This is a genomic window from Lyngbya sp. CCY1209, from assembly GCF_035615495.1.
GTDB lineage: Bacteria > Cyanobacteriota > Cyanobacteriia > Cyanobacteriales > Microcoleaceae > Limnospira.
In genome coordinates this window covers 1-17,688 of sequence record NZ_JAJENU010000644.1, presented here as the reverse complement: position 1 = coordinate 17,688, position 17,688 = coordinate 1, and the positions used below count along the sequence as shown (strand labels likewise).

Below are 17,688 nucleotides of genomic sequence, written 5' to 3'. Positions count from 1 at the left end.
TGGTGGATCTCCCCACCTCGGTAAGGGGGGAGAAGAGTTTTCCAAGTCCCCCTTATAAAGGGGGATAATGGTGGATCGTACAAATCAGCCGCCGAATCCTTTCCCGCGACTGCCGCGGCTGACGGAAGGCGTACACAAACAATTGTCAAGTTGGTTTCTTAGGGTGTCATGATCTAAACCTTGTCCGATCAACACCAGTTGGGTTTTCTTCTCGCCTTTCCACTCATCATCATCGATGGAAAAACGCTTGCCGCTGAGGTGGAAAATGTGGCGTTTGGGACTTTCGTCGAACCAGAGAATCCCCTTCGCCCGGAAGACGTTTGCGGACAATTGGTTGTCCAAGAAATACTGAAACTTCCTCAATGAAAGGGGGCGATCGCTCTGGAAAGAAATTGACGTAAACCCATCATTTTCGAGGTGATTGGAATGGTGGTGATGATGGTCGTGGTCGTGGTCGTGGTCGTGGTGATGGTCGTGATGTTCGTGGTCGTGGTCGTGATGATGTTCGTGGTCGTGATGATGTTCGTGGTCGTGGTCGTGGTCGTGATGTTCTTCGGAGCGATCGAAATACTTATCCGACTCGAATAAACCCACGCTCAAAACCAGTGGCAGGGGCACTTGGGATTGGGTGGTTCTGAGAATTCGGGCATCTTTTTTCAGATCCCGAATTCGGACTTCGAGTAAATCCACATCTCCCTCGTCCACCAAATCCGTTTTGTTGAGGACGATAATATCCCCGTAGGCGATCTGACTTTCGGCGGCTTGGGAGTTGAACAAATCCAGGCTAAAATTGGCGCAGTCCACCATCGTGACGATGGAATCCAGGCGGGTCATATCTCGCAGTTCGGTGCCGAGGAAGGTCAGGGCGACCGGCAGGGGGTCGGCGAGTCCGGTAGTTTCGACGACCAAATAATCGACCCGTTCGGGGCGTTCGAGTACCTTGTAAACGGCGTTCACCAAGTCTTCGTTGATGGTGCAGCAGACGCAGCCGTTGCTCAATTCCACCATCGTATTATCTTCGTCGGTGGTGACGATCAATTCGTTGTCGATGCCGATTTCGCCGAATTCGTTCACCAGGACGGCGGTTTTTATGCCGTGCTGGTTGCTGAGAATGTGGTTGAGAAGGGTGGTTTTACCGCTTCCCAGGAAGCCGGTGATGATGGTGACGGGTAAACCCCGCTTGGAGTCGTCCATCGTCTGTTCGGTGTTGGGAGTGACTGCTGATTGCATGGTTTTAGGATTGAAACTGTCGGACACTCGAAAAATCTGTGCTTTTCAGTGTATCGCAATTGCCGGATGTTTCGGGATGCTCATTGCTGATCCCCCCCAGCCCCCCTTAATAAGGGGGGAGTTTCATTGCTGATCCCCCCCGGCCCCCCTTAATAAGGGGGGAGTTTCATTGCTGATCCCCCCCGGCCCCCCTTAATAAGGGGGGAGTTTCATTAGCCTGCCTTAATAAGGGGGGAGTTTCATGGCCGATCCCCCCCGGCCCCCCTTAATAAGGGGGGAGTTTCATTAGCCTGCCTTAATAAGGGGGGAGTCTCATTGCTGATCCCCCCCGGCCCCCCTTAATAAGGGGGGAGTCTAAATTTGAGATTAGATGAATTTGCAGATTCCCCGCTGGGAGGTGCGGATGAACTCGCACAGTTCCCGCACCAAGTCCGAGGTGAAGTCGGATTCGAGTTTTTCCAGGGCTTGGGAAACGTTGAGTTGGGAGCGATAGAGGATTTTGAGGGCGTTTTGGAGTTCCCGCCGCTGCTGTTCGGTGAAGCCGGCGCGCCGCAGTCCGATCGCATTGAGTCCCATGACGGTGTTGGTGCTGAGGCTGCGGGTGATGCAGAAGGGGGGGACGTCTTTTTGGATGGCGCACCCGCCGGACATCATGGCCAGGCGCCCGACGCGAGTGAATTGGTGGACGAGGCAGTTGCCGCTGATGAAGGCGCGATCGCCGATTTCCGCGTATCCGGCTACCAGTGCGCCGTTGGCGATGATGGCGCGATCGCCGACTTTGACGTTGTGGGCCAGATGGGAATAGGCCATCAACAGGCAATCGTCCCCGACGACGGTTTCGGTTCCGGCTTTGGTGCCCCGGTGGACTGTCACCCCTTCGCGAATGACACAATTATCGCCGATTTTGACGCTGGAGGGTTCGTCTTTGAAGGCGAGATCCTGGGGAACGTCGCCCAAAACCGTCCCGGCGTGGACTTTGCAGTTGTTGCCGAGTCGGGTGCCGGCGAGGATGGCGACGTGGGAAGCGATCGCGCAGTTGTCGCCCACTGTTACCCCGGATTCGATGTAGGTGTAGGGTCCGACTTTGATATTATCGCCCAATTGGGCACCGGGTTCGATGATGGCGGTGGGGTGGATGGTCATTGGTGAGCGATCGACGGGGGTAGAGTTGAGCCGAGATACAAAATAGCAGAAAATGCGATCGTTGTATGAAGTCACGTTGGGTATTGCCCAAGAGTTGAGCGGTTCAATTCGGACACTCAGAAATTTACCCGGTTCTATTACATATTTGTTCGACAAAACGGCTGAACAATTTGATGCGGATTATATTCCCTGGCCGATTGATGAAATCAGGGTCAATGATGCGGTGAATTTTATCGAACAGGTTGTCGAAAGCATTCACCACATATTGACCTAAATTAAAATCAACGATTGACGCAATAATCCAAATTCAACAAAACGTAAGAATAGGCGCGATCGAACCACTTTCCCCAAATCCGATCGCCCGGTTGGGAGTCGATAAAGCGGTTGACTGTATTTTGCCATTCGCGATCGCCGGCGGGGAGAATGATGCCGTAAAAATCGCAGGTGAGGGGTTCGAGGGGAACCAAAGTATAATTGTCCAGATTCAACCCCTGGCGGGCGACTTCTCCGAGGGCGAGAATGCCATTTTCGGCTACGGTATCGACTCGGTTTTGAGACAAAGCTGCGATCGCGTCCTGGATTCCAGTTTGTCCGCGAAAATAAACTTCATCCGCTTCCGGATATTCGGTGTTGAGGAACTGCTCCGATGTCGTATTTTTCACCACGCCAACTTCCACCCCGGCGAGGGTTCCATCCGGGTCGATTTCCGACGCTTTATCCTGTTGCACTAAAAAATGTGTTCCGGAAATAAAGAAGGGATTGGAAAAAACCACACCCGACAGATTTTCTCGGATAGTATTCGGTCCGCATTCGAGGTGGACGGTTTGATTGCGAACCGACTGATAGCGGTTGTCCACGTTGGAAGGAAATTGGATAACTTCGATGGGGACAGAAGACTGCAATTCCCGCTCCAGCCAATCGGCAAAACTGGCAGCCCAGTCCACGCAGTAACCCACCCATTGCTGTTTGTTATTGATAAATCCAAAGGGGACGGCATCTCGTCGGATTCCCACTTTTAAAACCCCGGTTCTTTTGATTTCTTCCAAAACCGTTTTGTCCCGTTCCGGTTCGGCGACGACTGTTGTTTCGGGGATAATTGCCATTGGGGGAGAACTACCATAGGCGGTTTCTAATGCTTCGGGAGTCAGGGATTCAATCTGATAAACGTTCAATTTTTGTTGACTCATTCTCAAGCCGTAGGCGGCGCTTAAATAAGGCAAATAGCTGTCATCTTCGCTCAAATATGCTTTGAAAAATGCCACATTTAACCCGAAAAAGTAGGGTCGTCCCAAATCAAAATTATCGCCCAAAATAAATTTTGGGATGCCGGAAATCCCCTTGGTTCCCTCTTGAATACTGGTGCTGAAGTGAGTTCCAGGAACTAAATAGGAGAGATATTTTTTGGGTGCATTCATCCAGATAAAGGGGTGTACCTGTTCTTCAATAACGGGGGTGACAATATCGTTTGCCCCCGCTACCATCAAAATGGGAACTTCGATATTGCTCAAACCTTCTGGCCCGAATAGGGCGCTAGTGAGGGGGTGGGCGGCGATCGCGGCGTCGATGCGATCGTCCCGCAAATTATAATCAGAAGGGGGCAAATAAAGCCCCCGACATTGTAATAACAAAGAAACGTTTAAAGAGAAGTTTTCGGGGGCGCAAACTTGCCGAAGTCTCGGGAGGTTAATTTGTGCCCCCGCCAGGGAGAGGGAAGTCGTCCCGCCAAAGGAATTTCCGGTCACGCCAACCCGCGTCAAATCGAGGCGTTGTTTCCATTCCGGAGCGGTTTCTATCAACTGTTGCAATTCGTCGAGTAAGTAGCTGATATCTTCGGGGCGGCTGACATATTCGATGGGACTCAAAAGCAGGCTGACACTTCCTTTTAAAAAGGCTTCTCGGTAGCTCAAATTGCTGCCGATATGCTCGGGAACTGCCACGACAAAACCGTAGCTGGCGAGGTGTTCGGCGAGGTTATTGTTGCCCCGATAGGAGCCGAAACCGTGGCTGATGACGATCAGGGGGGCGGGTTCGCCGAGGTTTTCTGGGAAATAAAAATCGACCGCCAGGGGATAGGAACCGGACAGCCCCGTTTCGGTTTGGCGGAAGCGATCTATTGCAAAATTAAGCTCAGTTTTTGTGTAGGAATAGGGGCCAATTTTTTGCAAGTCTGGAAGTTGGGAGAAGTCGATCGCGGGTTCGGTGGTGGCTTCCCGTTCGGCTTCTTCTCCGATGGCGATCGCCGCCGTTTCCCGATATTTGAGAAACTTGGGAAATTCTTCGGCTACCTCGATCAATAAATCCGTATTGACGCGAATATTGGCGGCGGGAAATTTTCGCATGATGCCGATAATACTCAAGCCTTTTGGATCTTCCGATGCGGCAATGACCGCCGTTTTAATGGCTTCGTAACCGTTGCTATTTTCTTCCGCTTGAATGACTTGTCCGAGGCGGATCATCAGGGCTTCTCCGAGGGGCATTGTCACCATGCGGCGGACGAAATCGGCGGGGATGGGGGCGTGAATTTGTAGGGCGACGCGGAGACGTTGGCGATCGCTTTCGCTCAAAAAACGGGAATAGAGGGCGAAGTCGCCGGTGATTTTTCCTTCTTTTGCAAATACTTCCAGGGCATCAATGGAGACGTAAATATCCGTCAGTGGGGGTATAAAAAAGGCGATGCGATCGGCGCCGATCGCGGGTTTCGGCTTCCCGAAAGGCAGTCCACATCCGAGGCTCAAAAATAAGCCGACGTAAAATAAATTTAAAATTTGCTTTGAAAGGTTCCGATGGGATTTTTTCATGGGTTCTCGATTTAAAATGGTGATTGATTGGACTCGAATCGTTGATTTTACAGTCTATTTCTGTAATTCGGCGATCGCCCGTTCCAACTGCTCCGTCGTTAACAATGGAATGAAACTGAGGCCGTAAGGTTCCCGGGCGATCGTCCCGGCGTAGGATGCCCGCAAAAAGGGGCGGTAGTCGGGGTTTCGAGCCAGGTTAACTTGAAAAAATGCCAATCCAAAAGCCGACATATAGGATGCAATCACATCGGGGTCACTGCTGACAATTTGGCCGAGGGATTCTTCGTCTAGGGCTTGAAATTGGGCGATCGCGGCGGGGTTGAAATCGACGTGATTCGCACCCCGGACGAGGGCAAAATACCGCTCCGGCGAGGAGAGGCTGGTGACGGAATCGATCTGTTCGAGGACGACGGGGGTGAGCAGATCGGCACTTCCGGACGCCCAAAAAATTGGGATGGCAATTTTTTCTAAACTCTCGGGTCCGAAAATCGCGCCGTTCACCGGATCGACGACAAAAGCGGCGGCGATGCGATCGTCTTTTAGTTGATAGGAACGGCGGGGAACTTCTAGAGCCCGACATTGCAATAATAAGGACAGATTCAGCAAGTCGATGGGGGGGCGACAATTGGTTTCGAGGCGGTCGAAATTGAGGGGAGCACCCGCCAACGTCAGGGCTGTATAAGCTCCGAAAGATTGACCCAAAATTCCGACATTTTCTACATCCAAAATCCCATTAAATTCGGAAAAATTGCGTTGCTCCAGTTCGTCTAAAACGAAGCTGATATCTCGGGGGCGATCGACAAATTCACCGAGTTTGAAACTTTCGGATTCCTCTCCTTCAAAAAAGCGTTGCAGGTGGGCGAAGTCGCTCCCCGGATGGCGGACGATCGCCACCGCAAACCCGTGGGAGCTCAGATGTTCTGCGAAGGGCCGCCATCCCACAGCGGTGGAACCCAAACCTGGAGAAATGACGATGACGGGTACGGTGTCTTCGAGGGGAAATGAAGGATAATAAAACGTCACTTCAATTTCCCGATCGCGATCGCGATCGAATACAGTTAGAATCCGTTTGGAAACATATAAATTTCCCGGTTGTTTGGGATCGGGCAAGTCGTCGTAATTGACGGTTGGTTCGGTTGAAGCGATCGCGATCGTCATGTTTTCCAAAGCTTTATTGAGGGTTTCGGTTTCGGTAATAACGCCCTCGATGCGATTCGCCAATTCCAGGAGCGCTGCGATGTTCAGTTGCAACTCTCCGGGAAATTGTTGCAACAGCTCAAAAACCGAAAATTCTCCATAATTTTCTGTCACTTCAAATAAGGTTTCTCGCAGGGCATTCGAGCCATTTTTTCCGTCCCGAACGCGGAGGATTTCTCCCAAACTTTGCAGAAAAATTTTTCCCATCGGGGAATTGAGAGACTGTCGGACTTGTACAGAACCGACACCGAACCGCATTTGTAGGAACTCATTCAGCGTTTTTTGATGGTAGGGCTGCAAAAATAAAAAGTAGGGAAAAAGTTCCCAGTTGACTTTTCCGGTGTCGGCATAAACTTTTAAGGAATCGACAGAAACCGATGTTTCTAAAGGGCCGTATTTGGCATAGATGCGATCGGTCGCCCGCACCGGAAGGGCGACAAAAAAAGCCAATAAACTGCCCAAAGTCAGGGTTTTAAAGGGGCGAAAAATGTTAAAAATTGTCGGTCCGTTCATTCCGAGTTTGCGATCGCGATAATTGTATTAATCTATACTGCAATGTGGGATGTGATGTCCTCCATTTTAAGCGGTTCGGCTGGGAACTGGGGGTCGAACTTCCCGTATCGCCCGAGTCGCCGGCCCGGAGTCCCGCATCCGTTTCCCGGGTTCCGATCGCCGTTGCCAAAAATCCTTATGAAATCAGAACACAAATGGCTGAAACCGTGCGATAATAAAAGTATATAGAATTACCCGAAGATATGGCGACTTAGAGTCAACGGACTCGGGACAGAAATAATTCCTAGCTGCACTGAAAGGGGAGTTCTTGAGGTGGATGAAGTAGAAAGATAACCCAAACAGAAAAAGGAGGTACTCAACAATGGTCGCTCTGGAATGGCTGCGAATTTTGATTCCCGCCGTATTTTATCTCGGTTGCGTCTACTTGCTGCTGGGTTGGATACCGCAAAAGACGGAAAGCTGAGATTTCGATCGGAAACCACAAATTTTGAGGGAAAATGGGTAAGGTGGCGATCGCGAATCGTCCCGTGGTGTGAGAGACGCGACAAATGAAGACAAAAAATCGATGGCAGATCGTGCTGGCCTTGGTGGCTGCGATCGCAATTCTTGTAACCCATCCATCCCAAAAACCCGTCCAAGCCTTCCCTGCGGGGGAGGCTGGTTTCGTGGATACCGGCGACCATTGGGCGGGATCTTGCATTGGAGAATTGGCCCGCCGTCAAATTCTCAGCGGCTACGGCGACAATACTTTCCGCCCTGAAGCCCCCATCACCCGGGCGGAATTTGCGGCGGTCGTCAACCGGGCATTTCCAACCGTTCCGGCTACCGGGCGATCGCCCAATTTTGTCGATATTCCCACCGATTATTGGGCCTACGACGCCATTCAGGAAGCGACAAAAAAGGGGTTTTTATCCGGTTATATCGGCAGTATTTTTAACCCCACAGTCAAGATTCCGCGAGTGCAAGCCCTCGTCGCGATCGCCACCGGTTTGGGCTACGAACCGCAGCAATTACCCCCCGAACAACTCGGAAATATCTTTAGGGATGGGGCAGAAATTCCCGAGTATGCGACCGAGGCGATCGCGGCGGCGACGGAAAATTGGCTGGTGGTGAATTATCCAGATGTTCGAGTGTTGAATCCCAACCGTCAGGCGACTCGGGGAGAGGTCGCATCCTTCATCTGTCAGGCGATCGTGGACTTCGACGAAACCGCGTTAGTTCCCTCCCAATACATCGCTAGAATTCCGGTTTCCGATCTGCAAACTCCCCAAACAAAACGCCCCGAAGATCGACAGCAAAAATCTCAATTGCGACCCTCAGAACTGCCCGAACGGGAACCACAAATCCCAGAACAAGTACCCCAATCTCCCCCGGCTGAACCGGAACCGCAACCCGAAGTCTCCCGAGAAGAATCCCGAGAAGAACCCAGAGAAGCGACCACAAAAACCGCCGAATTTGACGGGTTGCAAGCCGAACTTTCCTACAATCCCAGCCCCACTCCGCAGCTCAATTTCAAAGTCATTCGGCGGGGAGAAGTGGTTTTAGATGCCCCCATCCCCGAAACCCTTCCGGGAGAATTGATATCGGTCGATTTTGCCAAAAGTCGCATTTTAGATATCAGCAGTCTGGACTTGGACGGCGACAAGGAACCGGAGGTTATCTTGGACTTTAAAAATGGGAATTACTACTCCCTGATTTATCATTACAAGCCGTTCGGAAAAGAGTATGCAGTCTTGCCCAAAAATTGGGGTGAGTGGGGTTACGATTTGCAAGAAATTGGGGAGGATGAATCGCCGAGGTTTGTGGGGTACGATCCGCGTTTTGCCGAGGTATTTGACGTGCGATCGCAACTGCAACTCCCGATTCAAATTTGGGAATATCGCTACGGAGAATTGCGGAATGTCACGGTAAATTATCCCGAAATTGTGGAATCGCACCTCGATCGCATCTGGAGCGAAGTCGAACAATTGCGACGACTCAATCGGAACATCCGAGGCGGACTGGCGGCTTATTTGGCGAATCAATATTCTTTGAATCGCGGGGAGTCGGGATGGCGACGGGTGCGATCGGTTTATCAAGGAGCGGACGCGGACGAATTTTTTGCGGATTTGCGACGATTTTTGATTCGGACGGGTTACATTCAACCTTAACCTGTATTGAATTTCTAATTGAGGAAGGCGATCGCATCCACTCAAGAATTTAGAGCCGATGCAATTCGGGGATTTTTGGGATAGAATATTGAAAATAAAATGCGATCGCAAATTTTCAAGTTCCAATTGACGATTATTAGGTTAAACTGTATTGAGTCGGAGATAGGCAAGAAGAGGAAAAGCTGATGCTCAATGGAATTAAGAGGTTACTGGTCAAGACGAATTACGGATGAACACCGCTTTGTCTACAAAGTCACAGATACGGAAATTATCATTGTTAGTTGCCGTTTTCATTATAATAATTGAACGTTTCAAATAACCGCCGATTCCAACATCTGAATCGTACCCCGATCGCCGTCAATTTCCACTTCCACCCCGATCGCGATCGTGAATTGATTGCGAATGTGTCCGATCGCCGATCCGTACCAGGCCGGAATTCCCAACGGTTGAATTTGATCGACTAACACCTCCCACAAATTGAACGTCGGTTTCTCATCATCCACCGTACAGCGGCCACACTGTCCGAAAATAAATCCCGATATCCGCTCCAAAATTCCAGCCAATTTCAACTGAGTCAAAAAGCGATCGACCCGGTAAATATCCTCGTTAATATCCTCAACAAACAGAATTTTTCCCGACCAATCTGGGAGATAACTCGACCCCGCCAAACCCGCCAAAACCGACAAGTTACCGCCGACAATTTGACCCCTGGCGCGACCGCCGGTAATGGTTTCAACCCGAATATTAAACGGATTTTCAAATAAAACCTTTTCGCCCTCAAACAGAACTTTCTGCAAATATCTCAGGGAAAACTCATTCCAGCGAGAGGTTCCCAAAAGTCCGTGAAACGTCACGAAACCGCATTGAGAATAGAGGGCCAATAATAACGCCGTGATATCGCTGTAACCGATAACAATTTTGGGATTATTGCGGATCGTGTTATAATCCAATAAAGGCAAAATTCGGGCGCTCCCCCACCCCCCCGCAGCCGCCACGATCGCCCGCACTTCGGAATCAGAAAACATGGCATTAATATCGGCCGCGCGATCGCGATCCACTCCCGCTAAATAACCGTAGCGATCGAGAAGGTGGGATGCCATTTTAATCTTAAGTCCCTGTTGACTCAGTTGAAAGGCGATCCATTTTAACTCTTCCTTTGTAATCCACCCCGCCGGGGCGACAACCCCCACCGTATCCCCCACCCGCAGCCGAGACGGTTTGACAACGGGAGAAGATGTCGCGATCGCCGGAAGTCCCGTTCCCAACAGCATCAACCCCAACCCTTGCAACAATTGACGGCGAGTTTTCATGCCTGTTATAGAATAAATGGTTCTGTTTTTTATGCTACTACGGTATTTTCCAAAATCGTTATCGATCCCCCTAAATCCCCCTTGAAAAGGGGGACTTTGAGTTACTCGATCCCCCTAAATCCCCCTTGAAAAGGGGGACTTTGAGTTACTCGATCCCCCTAAATCCCCCTTAAAAAGGGGGACTTTGAGTTACTCGATCCCCCTAAATCCCCCTTAAAAAGGGGGACTTTGAGGCATTCAATACCTCTTAATAAAGGGGGACTTTGAGTCGCCCTATCCCCCTAAATCCCCCTTAAAAAGGGGGACTTTGAGTCGCCCGCTCCCCCTAAATCCCCCTTAAAAAGGGGGACTTTTTGCGAGATTGTATCTCCTTCCAAACGAGCGCCCCTCTTCTCCCCCCTTTTTCAAGGGGGGTTGGGGGGGATCTCCCGATATGATACAATCCAGATCAACAATACAATCATAATTTTAATCTAAAATGAATCCTCATATTTCCAGAATGGAATCCGTCCAATCCCCGATCATTCCGATTATTGGAAAGCTGATCCGCAGCCATCCGGGGACAATCTCCCTCGGACAGGGCGTGGTTTATTACGGTCCCCCACCCGCCGCCGTCGAGGAAATATCAAAATTTTTTCAAACCGCCGAAAATCATAAATATAAAGCAGTAGTTGGCATCGCGCCATTGCAAGAAGCGATCGCCCGCAAACTCCGCACCGACAATCAAATTATCATCGGCGATCGCAACGCCATCGTCGTCACCGCCGGCAGCAATATGGGGTTCATGAACGCCATTTTAGCCATCACCTCCCCCGGCGACGAAATTATCATCCAATCTCCCTATTATTTCAACCACGAAATGGCGATCGCAATAGCCGGCTGCAAGGCTATCGTCGTCGAAACGGACGAAAACTATCAACTTCGCATCGATGCCATCAAAGCCGCAATTACCGACAAAACGCGGGCGATCGTCACCATTTCTCCCAACAATCCCACCGGGGCAGTTTATCCCAAAACAGCACTGCAAGAAATCAACCAAATCTGCCGCGATCGCAGCCTTTATCACATCAGTGACGAAGCCTATGAATATTTCACTTATAATAATGTCAGACACATTTCCCCCGCCTCCCTCCCCGACAGCGAACCCCACACCATCTCATTATTTAGCTTGTCCAAAGCCTACGGTTTCGCATCCTGGCGGATCGGATACATGGTAATTCCCCAGCATTTACTCGTCCCCGTCGAAAAAGTCCAGGACACCATTTTAATTTGTCCCCCCGTCATCTCCCAATCTGTGGCATTGGGGGCGTTAAACGTCGGGGCGGACTATTGCCGAGAACACATTAAAACCATCACCAAAGTTCGGGAAATCTTTCTCGAAGAATTGGAAAAACTGGGGAATTTTTGTACCGTTCCCCCCGCCGACGGTGCCTTTTACTTTCTCCTCAAAATTGAGACTAAATTTGGGGGGATGGAACTTGCAGAAAAACTGATCAGAGAATTCGGGGTCGCCGCCATTCCCGGCACCACATTCGGAATGGAAACCGGCTGTTATTTGCGAGTGGCTTACGGGGCGTTGCAGCCCGACACGGCGGCGGAAGGCATCGGGCGTCTGGTGAAAGGTCTGAAAAGTTTGGTCGGCTGAAATTTCGATGACGGGCTACCATAGAAACAATCGCAAACGGTAACGTCCCATGCCTCTATCCCGCCTGTTGATTATCATTTTCGGCATCTGCCTCATCCTGGTTTTGACCATTTGGCTGGTGACATCCATCTCCTGGCTTTACACGCAGGTCGCCTGGGCTGCCCACCCCATTTTGGCAAACTTGCTGGTGGTCATATTGATCGGGCTGTTGGGACTGGCGATTTATGCGTTTATCTACTATTTTCGGCTGCTGCAACCTCGCGGCCCGTCCCGCAAAAAACGCCGCCCCCAGCTTCGCATTCCCCTCGACAAATCCGAGGCTGCGGAAGCCTCTTTGCAGGGGTTGCGGCAGCAGGTTTCTCAAATTCAAGATGATGTCGCCCGCCAGGTGTTGCTGAGTCGATCGCAAGAAATTGAAGCGAACCTGTCAAAAGGAAACATTCAAGTCGTCGTATTCGGGACGGGTTCGGCGGGTAAAACATCTTTAATTAATGCGTTGCTGGGTCGCATGGTGGGGGAGGTAAACGCACCGATGGGGACGACAACCGCCGGGGCAACCTATCAGTTAAAATTGATCGCTTTGGAACGGGATATTTTAATTACGGATACGCCGGGAATTTTGGAGGCGGGGGAGGCCGGTTCCGAACGGGCGGAAATGGCGCGATCGCTGGCGACCGAGGCGGATTTGTTGCTGTTCGTAGTGGATAACGACTTGCAGCAGTCCGAGTTTATTCCCCTGCGAACCCTGGCGGAAATCGGCAAGCGATCGCTGTTAATTTTCAACAAAACTGACCTCTACACGGAAGAAGATAAAAATACCATTTTGCTGCGACTGCGGGAACGAGTTGGCGAGTTTATTTCCTCCAAAGACGTGATCGCGATCGCCGCCAATCCCCAATCAATTCAGTTGGAAAATGGCGATACGTTCAAACCCGACCCCGACATCATGCCCCTGATCAATCAAATGGCGACAATTTTGCGGGCGGAGGGGGAAGAATTGGTTGCCGATAACATCCTTTTACAGTCCCAAAGGTTGGGAGAAGAAGCCCGCAATTTGATCGACACCCAGCGGCGCCGTCAGGCGGAAAAAGTGGTCGATCGCTATCAATGGATCGGGGCGGGTGCGATCGCCGTGACACCCCTTCCCGTCGTGGATCTGCTGGCGACAGCCGCAGTCAATGCCCAAATGGTAGTGGAAATAGGCAAAATATACGGTTGCGAATTAAATATTGATCGCGGGCGAGACTTGGCATTATCTCTGGGCAAAACATTGGCGAGTTTGGGCATCGTAAAAGGAGCGATTCAATTAGTCGCAACCGCCCTACATTTTCACATCGGAACCCTCGTCATCGGCAAGGCGATCCAAGGGGTTACAGCCGCCTATTTAACCCGCATTGCCGGCCGCAGTTTTATCGAATATTTCCGACAGGATCAGGACTGGGGAGATGGCGGCATGACAGAAGTCGTGCAGCGGCAATTTCAACTCAACCGCCGGGATGAATTCGTGCGAGGATTCATCAAAGATGCGATCGCCCGCGTCGTGGAACCCCTCAACCTCAACCGACCGCCGGAAGAGGAGGAAGAAACGTTGGAAATCGAACTGCATCAACCCGAAGTCGAATCCCCCTATTTCGAGGGAGATGATTGGGGCGATCGCCGACACCAGCGAGAGGATTGGTAAAGCCATTAAAATTATTGAGTCTGGGGTGATTAGGACAAATCCTCTCTCCGTGTCCTCTGTGCCTCTGTGGTTCAATGATCCGAACGATGTCGATGGGGACGGAGAAACGACATTTACCTTCCCGTTTGTCACCATCGAAGATGTGTTGGTTCTGGATGAAAATACCATCCTCGTCGCCAACGATAATAACTATCCCTTCTCCGTCGGTCGCGGGCCGGATATCGACAACAACAAGATCATTATTTTGGAGTTAGATGAACCCCTGGATCTCGACCCGCGTCTTGGCGTTCCCGGCGACGACATCATCGAAGGAACCGATGAAGATGACACCCTGTTTGCCGGGGGAGGCGACGATTTGGTAGCCGGAAATCTGGGCGATGACAATATCGACGGCGGCGACGGCTATGACATCCTGCGGGGCGACGAAAACAGCCGTTCTTCCGGCAATTCCGAAGGTGGAAACGACACCATCAACGGCGGCGATGGAAGCGATCGCATCGGCGGAAGCGGATTCTTTGACAGAAGGTAGCTTCTTTTCCATCTAATTTGACCCAGCCCTTTCCTCAATCGAGGGGGGGCTACATCTTCTTTTCTCCTTTCCTCTGTTTCTCTGTGGGGGCAACCTTATCGGGTTGCCCTTGCCGGAAAAGTGGATGGGTTGTCAGGATTTGAAATGATTAAAATTCCAGCTCCTACACACTATTTTTCTCGACAACATTATCGATAATTTGACTCAAGCGTGCTCCGGCAACCGCATCCGAAAAATGTCGCTCCGCATATTGACCGGCTGCTTTTGCCAATTGACTACGCAGTGCCGAATCAGACCACAGTTTTTCAATTGAATGGGTCAAATCATCAACGTTATTCGGTTGAACGAACCACCCTGTTTTGCCATGCTGAACGTAGTCTTCTGAACCGACACACTTAGTTGAAATCATAGCGCGTTTCATCAGCATTGCATCGATAATTGTGATTTGTCCTGATGCTACTGGCGTGTCATGTAAAGGAACAATGTTCAACCTTGCTTTCTGGGCTAAACGATGACATTCGTCTATCTTTATACGCGAGTAAACCTCAACTTGAGGGGGGATTTTTAAGTCGGATAAAGCGTGTTCACCCGCCACGACGATGGTTCGTATTTTCAGCTTTTCTACAGCTTGAAAGAGTGTGCGATAATCCCGGTTGGCAGATCCCATTGCCAGGATAAAGGGTTTTTGGGTCTCTTCTTCTTCTGTTACAGAAATATTTGGACGGTTCAGTGGGACGAATTCAAAACGTTCTTGAGGAAGCCCCAACCATTGACTTAGCACCTTCCTTTCCTGTTGTGAATGGACGATAAATTTATCAATCTTCTGGAGAGCAAAGCGAGACATTCGCTGTTTGAGGCCGGGATAACACTGGCCGACGTTAAAAGACCAAGCAATGACAGGAATAGGCCGACTAGAAAGACGTTGCTGTAAGCCTGTTGTTACTGCCAGTTGAGGAAAGGCGGTAATAATTCCTCCTAGTGTCGCTTTCTTGGCTTCTACGCTTTGATTCCAGAATGCTTTCCATTCTGACAGTGACGTGCTTGATGAGCAATTTAGATTGCCGAAGGCATCCCGACGCGGAATTTTAGTAAAATCATATTTGCTTCCGGGAACCCAATCATCTAACCACTGTTCGTTGGCGATAAAGTCGTCGTTGATAAACGGTGCAACAACAGACCAATGCATAATCATCAAGCTCCCATTCTAAACTGGTTAAGGAGACAGTTAATTCACCCTGCTCCATTTTTCATCAATTCTTTTGCATTGAATGCAATGATTTGGAATACTTACGTTGTTTCCTTTCCACTTAGAGGAATGGCTAGAAAACTTTATGCGATCGCGTTTTCAAGACGGGTTGAAGTGAGGACAAAGAGCAACTTGTTTACAAAAGTTTACATTTTCACGAAAGCATATATCATCAAACATAATATCAGACATCGTGAAAATTGTCAACATTTTGGGGATGGACTTGACATCAAATCACTTGACGCGAAAAATTATTAAAAACACAACATAACTTCATAAATCTCAAAACGACTTCCAAAAAAGGTATTGAGCAAAAAAACGATCGCCAATTTACCGACGATCGCCCGACAATTATGAGAAAATCTATCCTCCCCTGTCCCCCCGGCTTCGACAGGACACCCGATCGCACCCACCGCCAATCTTCCTTCCCCAGATCGGTTAAAAAGAGAAAAATATCGCGGAATGTTGATATTGTCCGATATTTTTAATTGTGAAAATTCGTTCGCGATCGCGGTTCTGACTCCCTTTTTTTGCCAGTCATTCAATCGGCCAACAATTATATGGGAGAGCGATCGCGTGTAGATGAGGGGAACTCCCACCGATTCGAGCAATTCGGCTTTGATGCGATCGCGTTCCATCGCCTCCGGGGAATCGTGAAAGTGAGATTTGCACTCGACATTAGAACAAATCGTTGAAACTGATAGTTATGAAAAAGAAACCGGGTTTCTAGGACATTTTTGCATCTCGAGCAAAATCTTACTGAAGAAACCCGGTTTCTCACTATTGAACTTACCCCAACCCAAACGACCAGTCGCCGTTTGTTAAGCACATCTTTAGAACACAGACGTACTGAAGTCATCCGAGGAAATCACCCCAGCATCAATACCCACGAATTCCGCCAGAATCTCGGAACCCAAAGCAATTTGAGTTTGACCGTTGACGGAAGTGATGGTAAGTTGCTCGAAACTGATGCCGCCGTCGAGGACAATAATATCCTCACCGCTGATAAAATCGGTGATGGTATCCGGGCCGTAACCGGGGACGAGGACGAAGCGATCGCTCCCATTCCCCCCGGTCAGCAGGTCTGAACCCTCTGCCCCGATGAGGATATCATCCCCATTGCCACCAGTGAGTTGGTCGTTACCTTCCCCGCCGTCGAGGGTGTCATTACCCCCGTCACCCAAGAGTACGTCATCACCCTCACCACCGTCCATCAGGTCATCTCCCTGACCGCCGTAGGCCGTATCATTACCAGCATTACCGGAAATGGTATCCGCCTCTTGGTTGCCATAGAGGACATCATTGCCCTCGTTGCCCTCCATCAGGTCAGACCCCTGGTTGGCGAAAATGATATCATCACCCTCGCCACCTTTCACCTGGTCGTCCCCCTGGCCGCCGTAAACCTCATCATTGCCGTCGGCGCCATCGAGAATGTCGTTTCCTTGGTTACCATTGAGCCAGTCGTCCCCCTCGTCGCCGGAAATCGTGTCATTTCCGAGGTTGCCGAACAGTTCGTCATTGTCTGCACCGCCGAGGATTTGGTCGTCATCCTTGCCACCGAATACGGTATCGTTACCCGCCCCGGCATCAATGATATCGTTACCTTGGTTGCCGTTGAACCAGTCGTCCCCGGCGCCCAAATTGATATTATCATTACCCGCCAACGCGAACAGTTCGTCAGCTTCCGGGGTTCCGGCTAAGGTGTTGTTTCCCTCACCCGGTTCGGAGTCGGAAACGGTGATGTTGTTGGAAAAAATCAACGGAAATGCGATCGTACTGATAGAATCGACGACCTCGTAGATATCCAACACCATCGGCAATTCCAATTCGGTTTCGGTTTCCAAATCGTCGGAAGAGGTGTCGCCGTCCCCAGAAGTCGAGTCATCCGCCGAGTCGTCAGGGAGGGAATCAAAAACGGGAATTGAGGGTTGGGTGAAACTCGAAGTCATCGAGTCATCGTCCGAGTCGTCCGTATCGTCTGCCGAATCGTCCGTCGAGTCGTTCGCGTCATCTGCCGAATCGTCTGCCGAATCATCGGTGGAATCATCGTCCGTATCATCTGCCGAATCATCTGTCGAATCATCCGTCGAATCATTCGTCGAATCATTCGTCGAATCATCGATAGAATCATCGTCCGTATCATCTGCCGAATTATCTGCCGAATTATCGGTGGAGTCATCGGTGGTAGCATCGTCCGTCGAGTCAGTCGAGTCAGTCGAAGTTTCACCCAATATGACAGAACCATC

The 17,688-nt window shown here is 50.3% G+C and carries 14 protein-coding genes; 6 read left to right on the top strand and 8 right to left on the bottom strand.

Features of this window, described 5'->3' with window-relative positions:
- Positions 1-84: 84 nt before the first annotated feature.
- Positions 85-1,230 carry a GTP-binding protein gene (locus LKE08_RS26090; RefSeq protein ID WP_324707214.1) on the bottom strand — a complete coding sequence of 382 codons (1,146 nt, stop codon included), beginning with the start codon at positions 1,228-1,230 and terminating at the stop codon, positions 85-87.
- Between the two features lie 366 nt (positions 1,231-1,596).
- On the bottom strand, positions 1,597-2,448 hold the full coding sequence (gene lpxA / locus LKE08_RS26085; protein ID WP_324707213.1) for an acyl-ACP--UDP-N-acetylglucosamine O-acyltransferase: 852 nt from the start codon (positions 2,446-2,448) through the stop codon (positions 1,597-1,599).
- Here lpxA and LKE08_RS26080 point away from each other — a divergent pair.
- A complete protein-coding gene (locus LKE08_RS26080; protein WP_324707212.1) occupies positions 2,426-2,647 on the top strand; it encodes a hypothetical protein in 222 nt (73 codons plus the stop codon). The genes lpxA and LKE08_RS26080 overlap by 23 nt on opposite strands.
- A 7-nt stretch (positions 2,648-2,654) precedes the next feature.
- Here the strand turns inward: LKE08_RS26080 and LKE08_RS26075 are convergent, their stop codons facing one another.
- Both LKE08_RS26075 and LKE08_RS26070 read right to left on the bottom strand, forming a co-directional pair.
- The gene (locus tag LKE08_RS26075; protein ID WP_324707211.1) at positions 2,655-5,171 is read right to left on the bottom strand and encodes an alpha/beta hydrolase; all 2,517 of its coding nucleotides are present in this window, start codon (positions 5,169-5,171) and stop codon (positions 2,655-2,657) included.
- 54 nt (positions 5,172-5,225) lie between these two features.
- Positions 5,226-6,881 (bottom strand): alpha/beta hydrolase, encoded by a 1,656-nt coding sequence (locus LKE08_RS26070; RefSeq protein ID WP_324707210.1) that lies wholly within the window; start codon positions 6,879-6,881, stop codon positions 5,226-5,228.
- Positions 6,882-7,429: 548 nt separating this feature from the next.
- Between LKE08_RS26070 and LKE08_RS26065 the strand changes: the two genes are divergently transcribed.
- Both LKE08_RS26065 and LKE08_RS26060 read left to right on the top strand, forming a co-directional pair.
- Positions 7,430-9,031: an S-layer homology domain-containing protein gene (locus LKE08_RS26065; protein WP_324707209.1), complete on the top strand. Its 1,602-nt coding sequence runs from the start codon at positions 7,430-7,432 to the stop codon at positions 9,029-9,031.
- A gap of 192 nt (positions 9,032-9,223) precedes the next feature.
- Positions 9,224-9,337: a Txe/YoeB family addiction module toxin gene (locus LKE08_RS26060; protein WP_324707208.1), complete on the top strand. Its 114-nt coding sequence runs from the start codon at positions 9,224-9,226 to the stop codon at positions 9,335-9,337.
- 5 nt (positions 9,338-9,342) lie between these two features.
- On the opposite strand, the gene LKE08_RS26055 is transcribed toward LKE08_RS26060, so the two are convergent.
- Positions 9,343-10,341 carry an LD-carboxypeptidase gene (locus LKE08_RS26055; RefSeq protein ID WP_324707207.1) on the bottom strand — a complete coding sequence of 333 codons (999 nt, stop codon included), beginning with the start codon at positions 10,339-10,341 and terminating at the stop codon, positions 9,343-9,345.
- A gap of 478 nt (positions 10,342-10,819) precedes the next feature.
- On the opposite strand from LKE08_RS26055, the gene LKE08_RS26050 reads away from it, so the two are divergent.
- From LKE08_RS26050 to LKE08_RS26040, 3 genes are read left to right on the top strand one after another with little or no spacing between them, the layout of a single operon-like run.
- A complete protein-coding gene (locus tag LKE08_RS26050) occupies positions 10,820-11,986 on the top strand; it encodes a pyridoxal phosphate-dependent aminotransferase (RefSeq protein WP_324707206.1) in 1,167 nt (388 codons plus the stop codon).
- A 49-nt stretch (positions 11,987-12,035) separates the two neighbouring features.
- On the top strand, positions 12,036-13,667 hold the full coding sequence (locus tag LKE08_RS26045; protein WP_324707205.1) for a GTP-binding protein: 1,632 nt from the start codon (positions 12,036-12,038) through the stop codon (positions 13,665-13,667).
- Positions 13,668-13,716: 49 nt separating this feature from the next.
- Positions 13,717-14,196 (top strand): hypothetical protein, encoded by a 480-nt coding sequence (locus LKE08_RS26040; protein WP_324707204.1) that lies wholly within the window; start codon positions 13,717-13,719, stop codon positions 14,194-14,196.
- Positions 14,197-14,359: 163 nt separating this feature from the next.
- Here the strand turns inward: LKE08_RS26040 and LKE08_RS26035 are convergent, their stop codons facing one another.
- The 3 genes from LKE08_RS26035 to LKE08_RS26025 form a co-directional block, all read right to left on the bottom strand.
- Positions 14,360-15,382 carry a glycosyltransferase family 4 protein gene (locus LKE08_RS26035; RefSeq protein ID WP_324707203.1) on the bottom strand — a complete coding sequence of 341 codons (1,023 nt, stop codon included), beginning with the start codon at positions 15,380-15,382 and terminating at the stop codon, positions 14,360-14,362.
- Between the two features lie 314 nt (positions 15,383-15,696).
- On the bottom strand, positions 15,697-16,080 hold the full coding sequence (locus tag LKE08_RS26030; protein ID WP_324707202.1) for a hypothetical protein: 384 nt from the start codon (positions 16,078-16,080) through the stop codon (positions 15,697-15,699).
- Between the two features lie 195 nt (positions 16,081-16,275).
- On the bottom strand, positions 16,276-17,688 hold a 1,413-nt coding region (locus tag LKE08_RS26025), incomplete at its 5' end, for a calcium-binding protein (RefSeq protein WP_324707201.1).